General features: G+C 61.0%; 14 protein-coding genes, 1 tRNA gene and 2 riboswitches. Of the genes, 5 read left to right on the plus strand and 10 right to left on the minus strand.

Annotation, left to right across the window (positions count from 1 at the left end; translation table 11 throughout):
* Positions 1-108: 108 nt before the first annotated feature.
* Positions 109-184 (minus strand) — tRNA-Asn (locus JAO85_RS22450).
* Between the two features lie 180 nt (positions 185-364).
* Between JAO85_RS22450 and def the strand changes: the two genes are divergently transcribed.
* Together def and JAO85_RS22460 are read left to right on the plus strand one after the other, a co-directional pair.
* A complete protein-coding gene (gene def / locus JAO85_RS22455; RefSeq protein WP_054075313.1) occupies positions 365-904 on the plus strand; it encodes a peptide deformylase in 540 nt (179 codons plus the stop codon).
* Between the two features lie 530 nt (positions 905-1,434).
* On the plus strand, positions 1,435-2,925 hold the full coding sequence (locus JAO85_RS22460) for a nucleobase:cation symporter-2 family protein (protein ID WP_003069706.1): 1,491 nt from the start codon (positions 1,435-1,437) through the stop codon (positions 2,923-2,925).
* Positions 2,926-3,061: 136 nt separating this feature from the next.
* Here the strand turns inward: JAO85_RS22460 and JAO85_RS22465 are convergent, their stop codons facing one another.
* The 7 genes from JAO85_RS22465 to JAO85_RS22495 form a co-directional block, all read right to left on the minus strand.
* On the minus strand, positions 3,062-4,129 hold the full coding sequence (locus JAO85_RS22465; RefSeq protein ID WP_202789071.1) for an NAD(P)/FAD-dependent oxidoreductase: 1,068 nt from the start codon (positions 4,127-4,129) through the stop codon (positions 3,062-3,064).
* 36 nt (positions 4,130-4,165) lie between these two features.
* Positions 4,166-4,495 carry a ferredoxin FdxA gene (gene fdxA, locus JAO85_RS22470; RefSeq protein WP_003053491.1) on the minus strand — a complete coding sequence of 110 codons (330 nt, stop codon included), beginning with the start codon at positions 4,493-4,495 and terminating at the stop codon, positions 4,166-4,168.
* A 141-nt stretch (positions 4,496-4,636) separates the two neighbouring features.
* Positions 4,637-6,010 carry a sulfate adenylyltransferase subunit 1 gene (locus JAO85_RS22475; RefSeq protein ID WP_202789072.1) on the minus strand — a complete coding sequence of 458 codons (1,374 nt, stop codon included), beginning with the start codon at positions 6,008-6,010 and terminating at the stop codon, positions 4,637-4,639.
* Positions 6,011-6,171: 161 nt separating this feature from the next.
* Complete coding sequence (gene cysD, locus JAO85_RS22480) at positions 6,172-7,104, minus strand: sulfate adenylyltransferase subunit CysD (protein ID WP_003069699.1); 933 nt, start codon at positions 7,102-7,104, stop codon at positions 6,172-6,174.
* Positions 7,105-7,292: 188 nt separating this feature from the next.
* Positions 7,293-7,940, minus strand: a complete 648-nt coding sequence (locus JAO85_RS22485; protein ID WP_012839092.1) for a phosphoadenosine phosphosulfate reductase family protein — start codon at positions 7,938-7,940, stop codon at positions 7,293-7,295.
* Complete coding sequence (locus JAO85_RS22490; RefSeq protein WP_003080160.1) at positions 7,937-8,323, minus strand: DUF934 domain-containing protein; 387 nt, start codon at positions 8,321-8,323, stop codon at positions 7,937-7,939. The genes JAO85_RS22485 and JAO85_RS22490 overlap by 4 nt, the downstream gene beginning before the upstream one ends.
* A gap of 24 nt (positions 8,324-8,347) precedes the next feature.
* On the minus strand, positions 8,348-10,132 hold the full coding sequence (locus JAO85_RS22495) for a nitrite/sulfite reductase (RefSeq protein WP_054075316.1): 1,785 nt from the start codon (positions 10,130-10,132) through the stop codon (positions 8,348-8,350).
* Positions 10,133-10,416: 284 nt separating this feature from the next.
* On the opposite strand from JAO85_RS22495, the gene JAO85_RS22500 reads away from it, so the two are divergent.
* A complete protein-coding gene (locus JAO85_RS22500; RefSeq protein ID WP_202789073.1) occupies positions 10,417-11,736 on the plus strand; it encodes a hemolysin family protein in 1,320 nt (439 codons plus the stop codon).
* Positions 11,737-11,813: 77 nt separating this feature from the next.
* Here the strand turns inward: JAO85_RS22500 and mnmC are convergent, their stop codons facing one another.
* Together mnmC and JAO85_RS22510 are read right to left on the minus strand one after the other, a co-directional pair.
* Positions 11,814-13,760 carry an FAD-dependent 5-carboxymethylaminomethyl-2-thiouridine(34) oxidoreductase MnmC gene (gene mnmC / locus JAO85_RS22505; RefSeq protein ID WP_202789095.1) on the minus strand — a complete coding sequence of 649 codons (1,947 nt, stop codon included), beginning with the start codon at positions 13,758-13,760 and terminating at the stop codon, positions 11,814-11,816.
* 161 nt (positions 13,761-13,921) lie between these two features.
* Positions 13,922-14,587 carry a trimeric intracellular cation channel family protein gene (locus JAO85_RS22510; RefSeq protein ID WP_003069687.1) on the minus strand — a complete coding sequence of 222 codons (666 nt, stop codon included), beginning with the start codon at positions 14,585-14,587 and terminating at the stop codon, positions 13,922-13,924.
* 52 nt (positions 14,588-14,639) lie between these two features.
* A riboswitch (glycine riboswitch) is annotated at positions 14,640-14,759 on the minus strand.
* Between the two features lie 13 nt (positions 14,760-14,772).
* A riboswitch (glycine riboswitch) is annotated at positions 14,773-14,865 on the minus strand.
* A 760-nt stretch (positions 14,866-15,625) separates the two neighbouring features.
* Here JAO85_RS22510 and JAO85_RS25830 point away from each other — a divergent pair.
* Positions 15,626-15,748: a hypothetical protein gene (locus JAO85_RS25830; RefSeq protein WP_370552219.1), complete on the plus strand. Its 123-nt coding sequence runs from the start codon at positions 15,626-15,628 to the stop codon at positions 15,746-15,748.
* A 261-nt stretch (positions 15,749-16,009) separates the two neighbouring features.
* On the plus strand, positions 16,010-16,714 hold the full coding sequence (locus tag JAO85_RS22520) for a hypothetical protein (RefSeq protein WP_012839088.1): 705 nt from the start codon (positions 16,010-16,012) through the stop codon (positions 16,712-16,714).
* The last annotated feature ends 69 nt before the right edge of the window (positions 16,715-16,783 follow it).

Below are 16,783 nucleotides of genomic sequence, written 5' to 3' on the forward strand. Positions count from 1 at the left end.
TGGGCTCGAACCAGGGACCTACGGATTAACAGTCCGGCGCTCTACCGACTGAGCTATTGAGGAATATGTCGGTGTGATGCTTTGATATCCGCAAAGCATCGAAATTCTTGGCTCCTCAACCTGGGCTCGAACCAGGGACCTACGGATTAACAGTCCGGCGCTCTACCGACTGAGCTATTGAGGAAGAAGACCTAGATTATAGGGTGTAAAAATGGGCTCGCAGGAAGTTCATCACAATTTCATTAAATTCTCTGTGCCTGATGCTCGAACTGGCCGCACCGTTCACGTGGATTGGTGGCGACGCTATGCTTTTGATGATTGAACAGTGCGGTGACCCGGTGGTTGCTGCACGCCGTATTGATATATGACTGTACGTACCATTTTGAAGATGGGTGATCCCCGTCTGCTGAGACTTGCCAAGCCGGTGACTGAATTTGATACGGATGCGCTGCATCTGCTTCTTAAGGATTTGCTGGACACCATGCATGCTGCCAACGGTGCCGGCCTGGCGGCGCCGCAGATCGGCGAGGATTTGCAGATGGTGGTGTTTGGCTCGGGTGAGCCCAATCCCCGTTATCCGGATGCCCCCATAGTGCCTCGTACCGTGCTGATCAATCCAGTCATCACACCCATCGGTGAAGAGGAGCAGCTGGATTGGGAAGGCTGTCTGTCTGTTCCGGGTCTGCGAGCCATGGTGCCACGCTGGAACAAGGTGCGCTACACCGGCTTTGATATCTACGGCGACCCGATTGACCGCACGGTCGATGGCTTTCACGCGCGCGTGGTCCAGCATGAGTGCGACCACCTCTGGGGCAAGCTCTATCCGATGAGGGTGCGCGATTTCACTCGTTTCGGCTTTACCGATGTACTGTTTCCCGGCATCGCTCAGGCCGAGGAAGACTGATCGAGCACTGACAAGCGCTCCAGATCTCTTTTTTCTCTTCTCTGCTGGATGCAAGACACAACTGGGAATGTGTCTTGCATCCTTTTGTTCTTTATAGAGGGCATGAATGCCTTGATGGGCATGATCTGCGTCAATTTCCGGTACCAGATCGCAGCCAATGGGTGTGCTTTTTTGCTTTGGAAAGGTTCTGGTCAGCACTTTGTATACAAAACTGTAGACAATTTTGGTCTTCTGGCAACGTAAAGTCTCGACTCATGCCCTTCTGGGTATGGCTTTGATTGCGTAATGGAATAGTCCGTCCGGCGGATGTCCTGCAATCAAAGGAGATTGAAAGACTGACTTGGGTGAATGAAAGAGTGGTTTGCTCTTTTCCATAGGTCGGATCGCTCTCGAAGAAGAGCGACTGGCTGCAGCACAAGGCCTCGCCGGGGCGATCGGAAAAGATCGCTGCCGAAAGAGTTGCTGCAAGTCGACCGGACAGAGCGAAAGGCCTCTAGAGCCTTGGTGAGTAGGTAATTTAGGAGACAAAGATGAACGATCAGACCGGAGCATCCAGGGATGCGGCCGTCAAGCGCCCCGAAGATGAGAATCTTGGCGTCACCGCCAACCTCATGTATGGCTTGCAACATGTGTTGACCATGTACGGCGGCATCGTGGCGGTGCCTCTGATCGTCGCTGAAGCGGCTGGCATGTCTGCTGCCGATGCCGGTCTGCTGGTGACCGCCTGCCTGTTCATGGGTGGTGTGGCAACCTTGCTGCAGACCCTGGGCATCCCTTTCTTCGGCTGCCGTCTGCCGCTGGTTCAAGGAGTTTCGTTCGCAGGCGTGGCCACCATGGTCAGCATTCTGCACACCGGTGGTGGCATGCAGGGCGTGCTGGGAGCCGTCATGTACGCCTCGGTACTGGGCCTGATCATTGCGCCGGTTTTCTCGCGCATCACCAAATTCTTCCCGCCGCTGGTCAACGGCTGCGTGATCACGGTGATCGGCATGTCGCTGATGCCTGTGGCTGCGCATTGGGCCATGGGCGGCAATGCCAAGTCGGCTGATTACGGCAGCATGGGCAATATCGGCCTGGCCGGTCTGTCGCTGTTCATGGTGCTGCTGTTCAGCAAGCTGGGCAATGCCATGCTGTCGCGCCTGTCGATTCTGGTGGCGATCGTGGTGGGTACCATCACGGCCGTCTTCATCGGCAAGGCCGATTTCTCCCAGGTGTTCAACGGCCCCATTTTTGCGGTGCCTACGCCTTTGCACTTCGGCTGGCCCACTTTCGACATGGCTGCCACCATCTCCATGTTCATCGTGATTCTGGTGATCCTGGTGGAAACCTCGGCCGACGTGCTGGCCGTGGGCGAAATCGTGGACAGCCCCGTGGACGGTCGCCGTCTGGGTGATGGTCTGCGCGCCGACATGCTCTCCAGCATCGTGGCTCCCATCTTCGGCGGCTTCACGCAAAGCGCTTTTGCACAGAACGTGGGTCTGGTGGCCGTGACCGGAATCAAGAGCCGTTTCGTGGTGGCTTTCTCCGGCCTGATCCTGATCGTGTTTGGCGTGCTGCCGGTGATGGGCCGCATCGTGGCCTGCGTGCCTCCGTCCGTGCTGGGCGGTGCCGGTCTGGTGCTGTTCGGTACCGTGGCTGCCAGCGGCATCCGTACCCTGGCCAAGGTGGAATACAACAACAATATGAATCTGATCATTGTTGCCACCTCGGTGAGCGCGGGTCTGCTGCCGGTGGTGGCTCCCAAGTTCTATGACCAGTTCCCCGCATGGTTTGCCACGATCTTCCACTCGGGTATCAGCGCAACGGCCCTGGTTGCCGTGACCCTGAACCTGCTCTACAACCACTTCAAGCAAGGCAATTCCGATCAGCCTTCCGTCTTTGAAGCCGGCTATGGCCGCGCCCTGAGCCAGCATGTGCTGGAAGCCCTGGCCGATGGCGACCGCGTCGAAGGTGGCAAGGTCTACGACAAGGAAGGCAAGGAAGTGCCCATCATTCCGGTCAAGCCGGCACATGGCCATTGAGCCGAGATCAAGGTGCGCGCGGTGGGGTCTGACCCCGTCGTGATTTACACCGCTATCCCGAGGGATAGCGGTTTTTTTATGCCAGGCTCAAAAGCTGAGGACTCCAAGGAGTCCGAGGCAGGACACTGGCGGCCCTTCAGTGAGACACGCCCAAGATGGCATGCAGGCGCGCGCTGGTCGTCGTGTACTCCAGCAAAGGCTTGCTGCCTTGCAGGTATTCGGCTGCCGCGAACGCGGCCATGGTGGCTTCGTGGAAGGCGCAGAGGATCAGCCGTTTCTTGCCGCTGTAGCTGACGATGTCGCCAATGGCATAAATCCCCGGGGCGCTGGTGGCAAGCGTTGCCGGATCCACGACCAGCTGTTTGCGCTCCAGCGCCAGACCCCAGTCCGTCAAGGGGCCCAGCTTGGGTGAAATGCCCTGGTAGACCAGCAACTGTTCGACAGGCTGCAGGTGCTCGTCGCCTTCGCCGTCCATCCATTGCACGGCCTCCAGTCGACCATCGCCGTGCAGCACTTCGGTGATCTGGCCGATCAGCACTTCGACGGTGCCAGATTCGCGCAATTGCTGCAGCCGGGCCAGTTGCGCCGGCTCGGCATTGAAGCTGTCACGGCGATGCATGAGAACGGTTCTGGCTGCGCTTGAACTGCAGGCAATGGCAGCTGCTACGGCTTCCTCATCGCCGCCATAGATCAGCACCTGGCGGCCAGCGGCCATATCCAGCTGCTGCGGGTGATAGTGCAGCTGACCCGTGCCGAGCTCATCCACTCCTGGCGCCTTGAGGGCCTTGGGCACGAACGCGCCGACGCCTGCGGCGATGAAGACGGTACGGGTGTGGAACATTGCGCCTGCCGTGGTGCCGACCTGCCAGCGTCCGTCGTCGAGGGCTTGCAGAGTCTGTACTTGCTGGGACAGATGGCGGTTCACCTGCATGGGCGCGATCTGCTTTTCCAGCAGTTGCACCAGCTCCAGGCCCGTGCAGACCGGAATGCCGGGAATGTCGTAGATGGGCTTGTGTGCGTAGAGCTGGCTGCACTGGCCGCCCACATGGGGCAGGGCATCGATCAAATGGGCTTGAATGCCCTGCAGTCCAAGCTGAAAGGCCTGAAACAAACCCGCCGGACCTGCGCCAATGATGATGGCGTCGGTTTCCACGGCGGGTTGTAGTGAGAGGGAAGCGTTGGTCGTTGCGTTGGACAGGCTCATGCAGGCAAGCGTAGCGCAGTCCGCGCCCTGACTGGCTTAGCGTTCCAGCAAATCCACTTTGTTCGGCTTGCCATTCCACTCGTCGGCGTCGGGCAGCGAAGCCTTGCGCTTGGTGATGCTCTTCCAGCTCTTGAGCTGGGACAGATCCACGTTCAGCTTGATGAAGGCCAGTTGATCGGCAGGCACATCTTCTTCGGCAAAGATGGCATTGGCCGGGCACTCGGGAATGCAGACGGCGCAGTCAATGCATTCATCGGGATCGATCACCAGAAAGTTGGGGCCTTCACGGAAGCAGTCCACGGGGCAAACGTCCACGCAATCGGTGTACTTGCACTTGATGCAGTTTTCGGTAACGACGTGAGTCATTGAGAATCTTCTTCTTGGGTGGGATTGGTAAAACCCCGTGATTTTAGGTTTTTTCCCGCGCAGCGCCAGTGCCTGGCTGGATAAGGCCGTATGGAGATCTGGTTTGGCGGCCAGATCGCGGTTGCGGCCTTGTCTTCAGCTTCAGTTCACCAGTGCGGCGCCGGCTGTTGCATTGCTGGCGGTGTCCACCAGAATCAGCGAGCCCAGCTGGCGGGCTTGGGTGAAGGGGGCGGCCGGAATGGCTTCCTGCAGCACCAGCTCCACCTGGCCGATGGCATTGGCCTCGAGCTGCTGGGCGTCTTCCTTGTCCAGTGTATTGATATTGAGGCGGTGCACCAAGCGGCGCGCCTTGGCCTTGACCCAGCGATGGCCATGCAGCGCCCAGTAAATGCGACCGGGCACCAGGGGTTCGGTGTCCATCCAGGCCACGGTGGCGGTGATCTCGCGGCTGCTGGGCCAGGGGCTTGCGGCAGCAGGGGCATCAAAATCATCCTCGGCCACTTCGGCCTGCACGGGCGCGGCAACAATCCAGTCGCCGCGCGAGACATCGACCTCGCGGTCCAGCGTGATGCCTGCGGACAGGCCTGCAGCCACTTCCTTGGGCGCGCGGGCGTGGTCTATGACCTGGGCCACGGTCGCGAGCTGGCCGCTGGGCAGAATCTGCACCTGGGCACCGACCCGGGCAACGCCCGTGGCGACACGGCCCCAGAACACGCGGCGGCCCTGGCTGGTGTCGGACGAAGAAGAGAACTTTTCCACCCACTGCACGGGGAAGGCCAGCGCCAGATCGCTGTCGGTGGGCGTGTTGGGCAGCTGTTCCAGCAGTTGCAGCAGGCTGGGGCCATGGTAGCCGGCCCAGCCGTCAGTGCTGTTGACCACGTTGTAGCCCTTGAGCGCGGACACGGGCACGGTGGCCGTGATCTTGATGTCTGCGGAGGCAGTGAACTTCTGCAGCGCGGCGCTGATATGGGCAAAGGCCAGGGCCGGGTCCTGCACGGCGTCGAGCTTGTTGACGGCAAACACCAGTGAATTCACGCGCAGCAGATGGGCGAGCAGGCTGTGGCGGCGGGTCTGGGGCAGCAGCTCCAGATCGGCATTCTTCCAGTCCAGCTTGGTGGCATCGACCAGCACCACGGCGGCATCGGCACTCGATGCTGCCGTCACCATATTGCGTGTGTACTGCTCGTGACCGGGAGCGTCGCCGATGATGAACTTGCGCGACTCGGTGGCGAAGTAGCGGTAGGCCACATCGATCGTGATGCCTTGCTCGCGCTCGGCGGCTAGGCCGTCGGTCAGCAGGGCCAGGTCCGTCTCGCCGGACTTGGTGACGCCGGCCAGTTGATCCTGCAGCACGGCGCGGGTGTCCACCAGCAGGCGACCGATCAGCGTGCTCTTGCCGTCATCGACCGAGCCGCAGGTGATAAAGCGCAGCGCGCTGCTGTTATGTGCATCAAATTGGCCTGAAGCGCTTGATGGATTTGCGCTAGCAGCTACGGAATTAATAGTTTCAGTCATCGCATTCTTTCTTCGATCAAGCCTGGGCGTGATCCTTGAACAGGCATGGCCCAACCCCGGACACCGCGCAAGGGCCGTCCCGCCGCGCTGGTGTCGTCCCCCTCCCGAAGGCGAAGCCTGACGAGAGAGGGGGAAGGCGCGATAGCGCCACAGGGGGAGCGTTAGAAGTAACCGTCTTTCTTGCGCTTTTCCATGGACGCTTCGCTGGTCTTGTCATCCATGCGCGTCGCGCCACGTTCGCTGACCTCGGCGGCCAGAGTCTCGATCACGATGTCTTCGGCCGTTGCTGCCGTGCTTTCCACGGGGCAGGTGCAGGTGATGTCGCCCACGGTACGGAAGCGCACATCGCGCTGCACGACTTCCTCGCCCTCACGCGGCGGGGTCAGTTCGGTCACGGGTACCAGCAGGCCCTTGCGCTCCACCACATCGCGCTTGTGGGTGTAGTAGATCGATGGCAGGGCGATGTTTTCACGGGCGATGTACTGCCACACGTCCAGCTCGGTCCAGTTGCTGATGGGGAAGACGCGGAAATGCTCGCCCTGTGCAATGCGGGTGTTGAACAGCGTCCACAGCTCGGGGCGCTGAGCCTTGGGTTGCCACTGGCCGAAGCTGTCGCGGTGGCTGAAGATGCGCTCCTTGGCGCGGGCCTTTTCCTCGTCGCGGCGCGCGCCGCCGATCAGGGCATCGAAGCGGAACTCGTCAATCGCCTCCAGCAGCGTCACCGACTGGTGCACATTGCGCGATTCGCCAGGGTGTGCCAGACGCACGGTGCCGCGCGCCATGGAGTCTTCCACGCTGCGCACGATCAGCTCGGCGCCCAATTCCTTGGCTCGCTGGTCGCGGAAATCGGTCACTTCGGGGAAGTTGTGGCCGGTGTCGATCATCAGCAAGGGATAGGGAATGCGGCCCGCGCCGAAGGCCTTTTCGGCGCAGCGCAGCATGACCAGCGAATCCTTGCCGCCCGAAAACAGCAGGGTGGGGCGTTCAAAAGTCGCGGCCACTTCGCGCAGGATGAAAATGGTTTCTTCTTCCAGTGCATCCAGGTGGCGGTTGCTGAGATGGCTCAACACGGAAGTATCCACACGAGCGTTCATTTTTTATCCAATCAAATAATGCTGTAGCGCTTATGGCTATTTGGCTAGCAGCTATCTTTTTATTAAGAAAGACCTAAAAGCTGGCGCAAGCTGAACAAGAGGCAGCGAGCAAGGGCCGCCCCGCCGCGATGCTGTCGTCCCCCTTCCGCACAGCGAGAAATGGGGAAGCCGCAAAGCGGCTCAGGGGCTCAGTGAGATATATGCAGGCCGCATTCGCGGTTGTCTTCACCCTTGGTCGGGTCCACATAGTCAAAGTTGTTGGGCAGGCCGTGCTTTTCGCAGTATTCGTACAGCTCCTTGGACGACCAGTGCAGCAGCGGCGCAACCTTGATCAGACCGTCGGGATTGATGCTCACGGGCTCCATCTGTGCTCGCACGGCGGTGTCGGTGGCGCGCAGGGCGGTGAACCAGACCTTGGGTGCTGTTTCGCGCAGGGCGCGGGCAAAGGGCTCCAGCTTCACTTCTTCTGTGAAGGCCGCATGGCGCGGATCGTCCAGCGCCGGCGTGGCGCCTTCCACAGCCTCGCGGTGGGCGCGTGAGCGCAGCGGCAGGTAGATCTTGAGGTTGAGCCCAAGCTGCTTGGTCACCGCATCGGCAAACCGATAGGTGGCTTCGGTGTTGTAGCCGTTGTCCATCCAGACCACGGGCACGTCGGGGTTGGCGCGCGTGACCATGTGCAGGATCACCGCCTCGAAGGGGCGGAAGTTGGTGGTGACTATGGTGGGCTGATCCAGGCCCACGGCCCAGTTCACCAGCGCCTGGGCGTCGCGGCCCAGTTCGGCATTGATTTGTGCCAGATCCAGGTCGAGGGTGCTTACGGGGGCGAGCTGGCTCATGCTTGCACCTCTACGAAATGGGGCTGTGTGTGCACGGCATCGGCCTGGTAGAAACCGCCAAAGCGCTCGAACTGGCGCTGGGCATCGGCGGCGTCCACGCCTTCGCGCAGCACGGCGCTGCTGAAGCCCGTGCGCTCCATTTGAACCAGCTGGTCGATCAGCACGTCGCCGGTGGCACGGATATCGCCCGCAAACTTCAGACGACGGCGCAGCAGATAGGCCTGGCTGAAGGCGCGGCCGTCGGTGAAGTTAGGAAAATGCAGATCTACCTGCGTGATGCCGTCCAGATTCACCTCAAGGGCGTTCACATCGTTGGCCAGCACCAGCACATTGCCGGTGCTCTCGCTGGGGGCCTGGTATTCGTTGCTTGCCAGAATTTTCATGACTCTATCCTTGTTCTTATGGCTTCAGGCCAGCGCTTCTTCTTCGGCTTCCACAGGGTGGCGGGCTGCCTTGCCGGCTTCCTTGAAGGGGTCCAGGCCGATGCGGCGCACGGCGTCGATGAAGTGCTCGCCGGGCTGGCGCAGGTCGCGATAGGTGCTGAGCACGGCTTCGATCACATCGGGCACCTCGGCTGCGCTGAACGAGGGGCCGATGACCTTGCCGGCCACGGCCTGGCCGGACAGGCTCGAGCCGTCGGAGCCGCCCAGCGTGACCTGGTACCACTCCTTGCCGTCCTTATCCACGCCCAGAATGCCGATATGGCCGCTGTGGTGGTGGCCGCAGCTGTTGATGCAACCGCTGATGTGCAGATCGATCTCGCCGATGTCGTCCAGCTCGTCCAGATCCTGGTAGCGGGCCGTGATGGCGTCGGCAATCGGCAGGCTGCGGGCATTGGCCAGCGCGCAGAAGTCGCCGCCGGGGCAGGCGATCATGTCGGTGAGCAGCGCCACATTGGTGCTGGCCAGACCCAGGGCCTTGGCCTCGGTCCACAGTGCATGCAGCTGTCCGACCTGCACCCAGGGCAGCATCACGTTCTGGTCGTGCGTCACGCGGGCTTCGCCGGCGGAGAACTTGTCCACCAGATGAGCCAGTGCGTCGAGCTGTTCGCTTTGCGCATCGCCGGGGGCCTGGCCCACACGCTTGAAGGACAGGGTCACGGCGCGCAGACCGGCCACGCGGTGGGCGTGGACGTTGCGGGCAATCCAGCGTGCAAAAGCAGGTTCCTTGGCGGTCTGGGCAATCAGGGCCTGCTCATCGCCTGCGGCATCGGCCACCACGGGCAGAGCGGGCGTGGTGAACATGGCAGACACGCGATCGAACTCGGCCTGGGGCACGGTGTGAGGGCCGCCGTCCACTTCGACGATCTGGCGGAATTCCTCTTCCACGGCATCGATATAGGCCTGGCCTTCGGCCTTGACCAGAATCTTGATACGGGCCTTGTACTTGTTGTCGCGGCGGCCCAGCTCGTTGTAGACGCGGACGATGGCCTCGATGTAATTCATGATCTGGTTCCAGGGCAGGAACTCGCGGATCACGGTGCCGATCACGGGCGTGCGGCCCATGCCGCCGCCCACGAAGACCTTGAAGCCGATCTCGCCGGCTTCGTTCTTGACCATGTGCAGGCCCACGTCATGCCAGCCCGTGGCGGCGCGGTCCTCGCTGGCGCCGGTGATGGCGATCTTGAACTTGCGTGGCAGAAACGCGAACTCGGGGTGCAGCGTGGTCCACTGGCGCAGGATTTCTGCGTAGGGACGGGGATCGATGATCTCGTCGGGTGCGATACCGGCCAGCGCATCGGTGGTGGTGTTGCGGATGCAGTTGCCGCTGGTCTGGATGCCGTGCAGGTTCACCGATGCCAGCAGATCCATCACATCGGCGGACTTGCTCAGCGGAATCCAGTTGAACTGCACATTGGTGCGGGTGGTGAAGTGGGCGCAGTTCTTGGGCAGGTAGGTCGTGCCCAGCTTGCCCTGGCCTTCCAGAGCCTGTTTGAAGACTTCGGCCTCGGGCTCGTCGTACTCACGGGCCACCTTGGCCAGCACGCGGATCTGGGCCGAGTTGATTTCGCCGTAGGGCACGGCCACGCGCAGCATGGGGGCGTAGCGCTGCACATACCAGCCGTTTTGCAGGCGCAGCGGGCGGAAATCGTCTTCCGTGAGCTTGCCTGCCTGCCAGCGTTGGAGCTGGTCACGGAACTGGTCGGCGCGTTGCTTGACGAACGCTTTGTCGAAATCGGTGTATTGATACATGTCTTCAGTTCTTCCGTGGAGCGGATGCCTTGCCTCGGGTGGCATTGCACTTTGATCGTTGGTCAGAACTGTAGAGAGGCTTTATATAAAAACAAACGATTATTTAGTGCTTCATATATATCTGAATGAATATGTGAAGAGCTGCCAGAACGCTCTTACGGAGCTCCTGAACCAATTTCCTTTCTGCGCGCTTGCATTTTGTGAGCGCCCCTGTGCCGGGCATTCTCTAGAATCAAGGCTTGTTCAATGATTGAGGCGCCTGGATTGAAAGCGGGTGCCTGACTATGGAAATAGCCATACTTTTCGCTCTCATCTGTCTGAACGGCGTCTTCGCCATGTCGGAAATTGCGCTGGTTACCGCCCGCAAAACCCGCATGCAGAAACTGGTGGATGAGGGCGACAGCGGCGCGGAAGCTGCTATCAAATTGGGAGAGGACCCAACGCGTTTCCTCTCCACCATCCAGATTGGTATCACCTCCATCGGCGTGCTCAACGGCATCGTCGGCGAGGCGGCTCTGGCCGGCCCGCTGGAGAACTGGCTGATCACCCTGGGCATGACCCAGAAATACGCCGACTACCTCTCCACCGGCCTGGTGGTGGTGCTGATCACCTACTTCTCCATCGTTGTGGGCGAGCTGGTTCCCAAGCGCCTGGGTCAGACCCATCCCGAGGCCCTGGCGCGCCTGATCTCGCGTCCCATCAACTTCCTGGCCCTGGCCACCAAACCCTTTGTCTGGCTGCTGTCGGCATCGACGCGCGGCCTGCTCAAGGTTCTGGGCGTCAAGGAAAGCAATGGCAGCGTGGTGACCGAAGAGGAAATCCAGGCCATTTTGGTGGAAGGCCACACGGCCGGCGTGATCGAGTCGCAAGAGCACACCATGGTGCGCAATGTGTTCCGTCTGGACGACCGCCAGATCGGCTCGCTGATGGTGCCGCGCAGCGATGTCATCTGTCTCGATATCGACGAGAGCCTGGAAGAGACTCTGGCCCGTGTCGAGCAGGCCGACCATGCGCGCTTTCCGGTCGTGCGCGGCGATATGAACAATATCGTGGGCGTGCTCAACGCCCGACAGTGGCTGACGCAGGCCTTGCTCAACAAGGGCAGGCAGGCGCTCAAGGACCAGCCTCTGCAGGCTGCCCTCTATGTGCCCGAGACCATTACCGGCATGGAGCTGCTGGACAACTTCCGCACCTCCGATCTGCATATGGCCTTTGTGATCGACGAGTACGGCGAGGTGCAGGGCATTGTCACGCTGCAGGACCTGATCGAGGCGATTACCGGCGAATTCCAGCCGCGTGATCCCGAAACCAGCTGGGCCGTGCAGCGCGAAGACGGCAGCTGGCTGCTGGACGGCCATATTCCCGTGCCCGAACTCAAGGACCGCCTGAGCCTGCATACCGTTCCCGAGGAAGAGCGCGGCCGCTATCACACCCTGAGCGGCATGATCATGCTGCTGCTGGGCCGCGTGCCTACCGAAGCCGACGTGGTGGAGTGGGAAGACTGGCGCTTTGAAGTCGTGGACATGGACGGCAAGACGCTGGACAAGGTACTGGCGACCAGGCTCGAGCCCCTGGTCACCGTGGCATCGTTAAGCAGCGAATAAAACCGGCTTCAGAATCAGGCCCGAAATGGCACGCAGCACTTCTTCGTAAGCGCTGCGTGCTTTTTTTCGCCAGTGGCCTACCTGGGCTGCTGAAGGGAGCGGCTCCACAGGCGCTGCGTACCCAGGGCCTGAGCCAGTCTGCCATCCAGCGGCAGCGGCTCGCCATGCAGGCGTGCTGCCAGCAGCTCGCCGCATAGCATGGACAGTGTCAACCCGCGTGAGCCCAGCCCCGTCAGCACCCACAGGCCCGGTAGATCGGTGGCCGACTGCCCGGCGGGGCCTGCCAGCGGCAGACGGTCATAGGCCGCGCAACGCAGGCGCGCCCAGGTGGCGGGCCGCTGGTTCGCATCGAAGAAGGAGCCCAGCGCCTGCCTGCAGCCGGGCAGCAAAGCGCCCAGCTTTTCGCCATTGCTGGCATGGGCGGCCTGCTGGTCGGCAGCCGTGGGCGGCAGCTCGGTCACATCGCGCTCGAAGGTCGATCCCATGATCCACTGGTGCGCGCCGGCCCGGTCGGCCGAAGGGAAGTCCGGCACCAGATTGCCATGACCGTTGACAGGGAAGGGCGGCATGGCCGCAAGCGTCCCTGCATCATGCTCGGCCACGCTGACCTGGCCGCGTATGGCTTGCAGCTCCCATTCTCCTGCTGCCAGGCCGCTGGCCTGCAACAAGGGCTTGGTGTCCGGGCCCAGGGCCAGCACCAGCATGGGGGCTTCGGCCAGGGTCTGGCTCTGCGCATCCAGCACCTGCCAGATGTTGCGCACTTCATCGCGCATCAGCCGTGAAGCTCGGGCATGGCCCTGCCAATGAATCCCGGGGGCTTGCAGCAGCGCGCGCACCAGTTGTGCGGGGCGTACCCAGCCAGCCTGCTCATGCCAGACAGCGTGGCTGTCTGCAGGCAGCTTTGCCGCAGCCAGCTGAGCCAGCTGCGCAGGCGCACTCCAGTGCAGGCCCCAGGGGCTGGTCTCGCTGCCGGGTTGCAGCCATGACCTGGGCAGATGGGAGGGCTCGTTCAGGTCATGCTCCAGCACGCCGCCATGGGCCCAGTCCTGGGCTGGATGCAACTTTTGCGCTTGGCTCAGTTGCTGCAGATTTTGTAGCGTTGTGCGTACGCCGCTTCTGGACAGGCGCGATAGAACACTGTCATCGGGCGAAATATGCGGGCAAAACAAGCCGGCTGGCAGGCCTGATGCTCCTGCCGCAGGCTCGGCCGCAGCATCCAGCACCGTCACTTCCCAGCCGCGTCTTGCCAGGCTGGCGGCAGCGGCGGCACCAGCCAGGCCTGCACCCAGCACCAGGCAGCGGCCGGCCTGGCCCATGGGTGCAGGCAGGCCGTCAGGGCGATGGCGTGGCTCCCAGGCCGGGTTGTAGGCTGCATGCAGGTTATGGCGCTTGGGCGGCACGCCAGCGCGCTTCTTGACTTCAAAACCCTGAGCCTTGAGCGCCAGGCGCACATGGCCGGCCACGCACCAGGTGGCAAGCTGCGTGCCCCGGCGGCAATGGCGGGCAATGTTCTTCATGGCATCTTCATCCCACATCTCGGGGTTGAGCTGGGGAGAGAAGCCATCCAGATATACGCTGTCCGCCGTCATCTGCTGTTTGCGCAGCATGGTCCTGGCATCGCCTATATAGAGCGTCAGCAGCACCTGGCCGTCATCAAAGGAAAGGCGATGCACGCCGGGCAGCAGTCCCCACCATTGCTCGGCCAGTTGTTCGCCAAGCGCGCGCAGTACCTCATCGGCCGGCAAAAACGCGAGCAGATCCTCGCGCGAGACAGGGTAGGCCTCCACCGAGACAAAATGCAGAATGCGCGGGCGTCTGGGATCGGCCTTCCATGCCGCCCAGGTGACCAGGAAATTCAGGCCGAAGCCAAAGCCGGTTTCCAGAATGCGCCACTGCGCTGCATCGGCCCAGGCAACTGGCAGATCGCAGCCACCGAGAAAAACCTGGCGGGCCTGGTCGAGGCCGCCGAACTCGCTGTGATAGCGATCGCCGAATCTGGAACTATAGGGGGTGCCATCCGGCATCCATGTGATCGGTTCAGACATGGAAAGTGAAACTACATGGGTAATGCATGGCGCAGTCTAGTTCAGAGCAGCCAAGCAAGGGCCGCCCCGCAGCGATGGCTGCGTCCCCCTCCTGCTTAGCAAGAGAGGGGGAGGCGCGCAGCGCCACAGGGGAGTCTCGATCACTCCCAGCGCTGCTGGTACGAAAAAACCGGCAGACGCCATTTGAAACGAATGGCGGCCAGACGGAAGGCCAGGCCGCCGGCAAAACACACGATGGTGCTGATATTGGGGCTGACATCCAGATAGCGCAGGCCCAGGAACATCAGGCATACCGACAGCGACACGCTGGCATACAGCTCGCGGCGGAACACCACGGGGACCTGGTTGCAGAGCACATCGCGCAAGATGCCGCCGCTGATGCCGGTAATCATGCCGGCCATGATGATGACGATGGTGGGGTAGCCCAACTCCAGCGCGGTATTGCAGCCGATCAGCGAAAAGGCGATCAGGCCCATGGCGTCCAGCAGCAGAAACACCTGCTTGAGCCTGTGCATATGGCGTGCAATCACGGTGGTCAGCAGACCGAAGCTGATGACCAGATACACATATTCAGGGTGCTGGGTCCAGCCGATGGGGTAGTGGCCCAGCACCATGTCGCGGATGGTGCCGCCTCCCAGGGCTGTGACAAAGGCGATGACGACGACGCCGAAGATATCCATATTGCGCCTGCCTGCGGCGAGTGCGCCGGACATGGCTTCGGCGGTAATGGCCACCAGATAGATGACCAGCATGACGGTGAAGTTGGAGGCCTGGAACGAGTCCAGCAAAGAGACGGAAGGAAGCATGAAGGCACTTGAAAATAGACCAGCCACTCACATCGGCGGGAGTGTCCGGCTTGCCTCTCCCGCTGTCCTTTTACCTGAGAGTTGCGCATGAGCACCTTCGCGGTGGACATGCTTGCCCCTTCGGTGAGCCCTGCAGACTTGTGGTTGCGGGCTGCTCTCCAGTTGGCGATATCCGGGTCCTGTCAGACCCACCTGCGGTACTTATTGCCTGAGCGATTATGGGAGTTTGCGCCTTCGGCGGGAACCCTTGAAAGGCTCCGCTCTCCCGCGGGATGGGCGCGATTTTAGCCAGTTTCAGCGACTCTATTCGGGTTAATACCTGTATTGGTGTGGTTCTGCGGCTGCCGGCTGGGGGAGCGGAAGGCCGGTCTGAACCCGCCATGGCTCGCACAAGCCCGCGTCTTCGTCTGTGAAGCCGCCCGCCGTGAAAAACTCATACGCACGACATCAAAGGCCAAAAAGCGCAAAGCTCGTCAGAACGAAGACCATTGCGCTTCGTTTGGCCAGCACTGTGCTGACCGGCGCATCCCCACGGCCATTTTTAAGAATCTTCTTATGCCGTTCGATCGAGTCCGTTCCTATCCTTATCCACTTCAGATCAAACGGTCACGGCGAACCCCGGCGTTCGTGCAGGGCCGCAGCGTGTCTCCACACGCTTGCAAAAGGAGATGGGATGGGAGATTGGCTTCGACAGGCGCGTTGGGCCTTGTTCGGCCTGCTGGCGCTGATGGTGCCGGCGTCCGCACAAACGAAAAACAGTGCCGAACAGGAGAACGCCGCGCAGGAGCTGCTGCGCCAGCAAGAGCGTGAGCGGATACTGCGCGAGAAGCAGGAGACAGCGACCGATGTGCGGTTGCAGCCGGCGCAGGCTCCGCCGCCGGACCGGCTTCCACCGGAAGAAACGCCATGCTTCCCGATTGAACGCATCTGGCTTGATGGCGAAGACGCCTACAGATTCTTCTGGTCCCTGAAAGCGGAGCGGCCGACCCCGGCAATGACCCCGCCACGGGGCGCTGCCTCGGCACCGGCGGCATCAACATGGTCATGGCGCGCGTGCAGAACGCAGTCGTCGTTCGCGGCTTCGTCACCACGCGCATCCTCGCCGCGCCGCAGGACCTCACCTTAGCCGGCAATTTGTGCAACAACGCCCCCCAGTGGTAATCTGGGCTGGAACGTGCATTGGCTCATTCGAGGCGTCCTGAGAGTGCAGGTTTTCGTTCCGCCCCTTCCGATTCAGCGATCCGAATTCGGAGAAGGCATCGCATGAATCGTTCCGCGACCGTGCTGAACCCAAATGGTGTGTATGCCGAGCGGTACTTGCCTGCAGATGCCAGAGCAAAAAAGCGCGGCAGAAAAGCGTAGATTGAATTTCGGAGTCCACTCGGTCTGTCCGAGCGGAATGAATGTCCGGCAGCGGAGAAAATGAAAAATACGTCCAACGTTGTCAGGGTTTGCAGAGTATTCGATTTTGACGAAAGTCCTGCTGAAATCTACGCAAAGCTATGCCAGAGTTTGTCTTTGCTTCCTGCACCTTGGGGGCTGGCGAATGTGGATGTCATCACATTTGAAGACCGGCCCGATTGGCCTATCCATGAAGTGAGCTATCGACTTCACGAGGAGGTCAGTGGCCTTGAAATTGGACTTTTAAGCCGGAGGTATCGGCGAAATTCAGAGGCGCTTCCATGCCTTGAAGACTACATGACTGTCGAATTCAATTCCGCGAAAAATGGAGCCGACCTGAAGTATGTTTTCGATCAGGTGATCCCCCTCTACATACGCAGCTTTGGTGCGTTCTTCGCTGCGGTGGAGGACATGGATGTGCTGGCTGAAGAGGAAGACGAATTCTGGAGATCAAGTGATGAAGAGCGTATGCAAGTCCGGGCTCAATCCGGTCCACGTAGACAAGAGTGCCTTCACATCAGGCAAGTGAACTACTGGGCCAGAGAACAGTGCAGCAACTACTTCGGACTTACGCCAGAGCAGGTGGTGGGCATACTCAGCGACCACGTCGCCCGTGCGGATGTACTTGAGGAGGGCGCCTATATTGTTGTCTCGTACGACCCACTGACCTCGGAGCAGGCGCAAGCAATTACCTCTGCATTGATGCCTTTGCTGAAGACACGGTGAAGTACTTGAACGGGGTAGTGTCTTCGCTGCGTGCAGTGAGCCTGGGCGATTTTTTAGCCAGCCGACCTT

The sequence above is a fragment of the Comamonas sp. NyZ500 genome, assembly GCF_016772095.1.
Classification (GTDB): Bacteria; Pseudomonadota; Gammaproteobacteria; order Burkholderiales; family Burkholderiaceae_C; genus Comamonas; species Comamonas thiooxydans.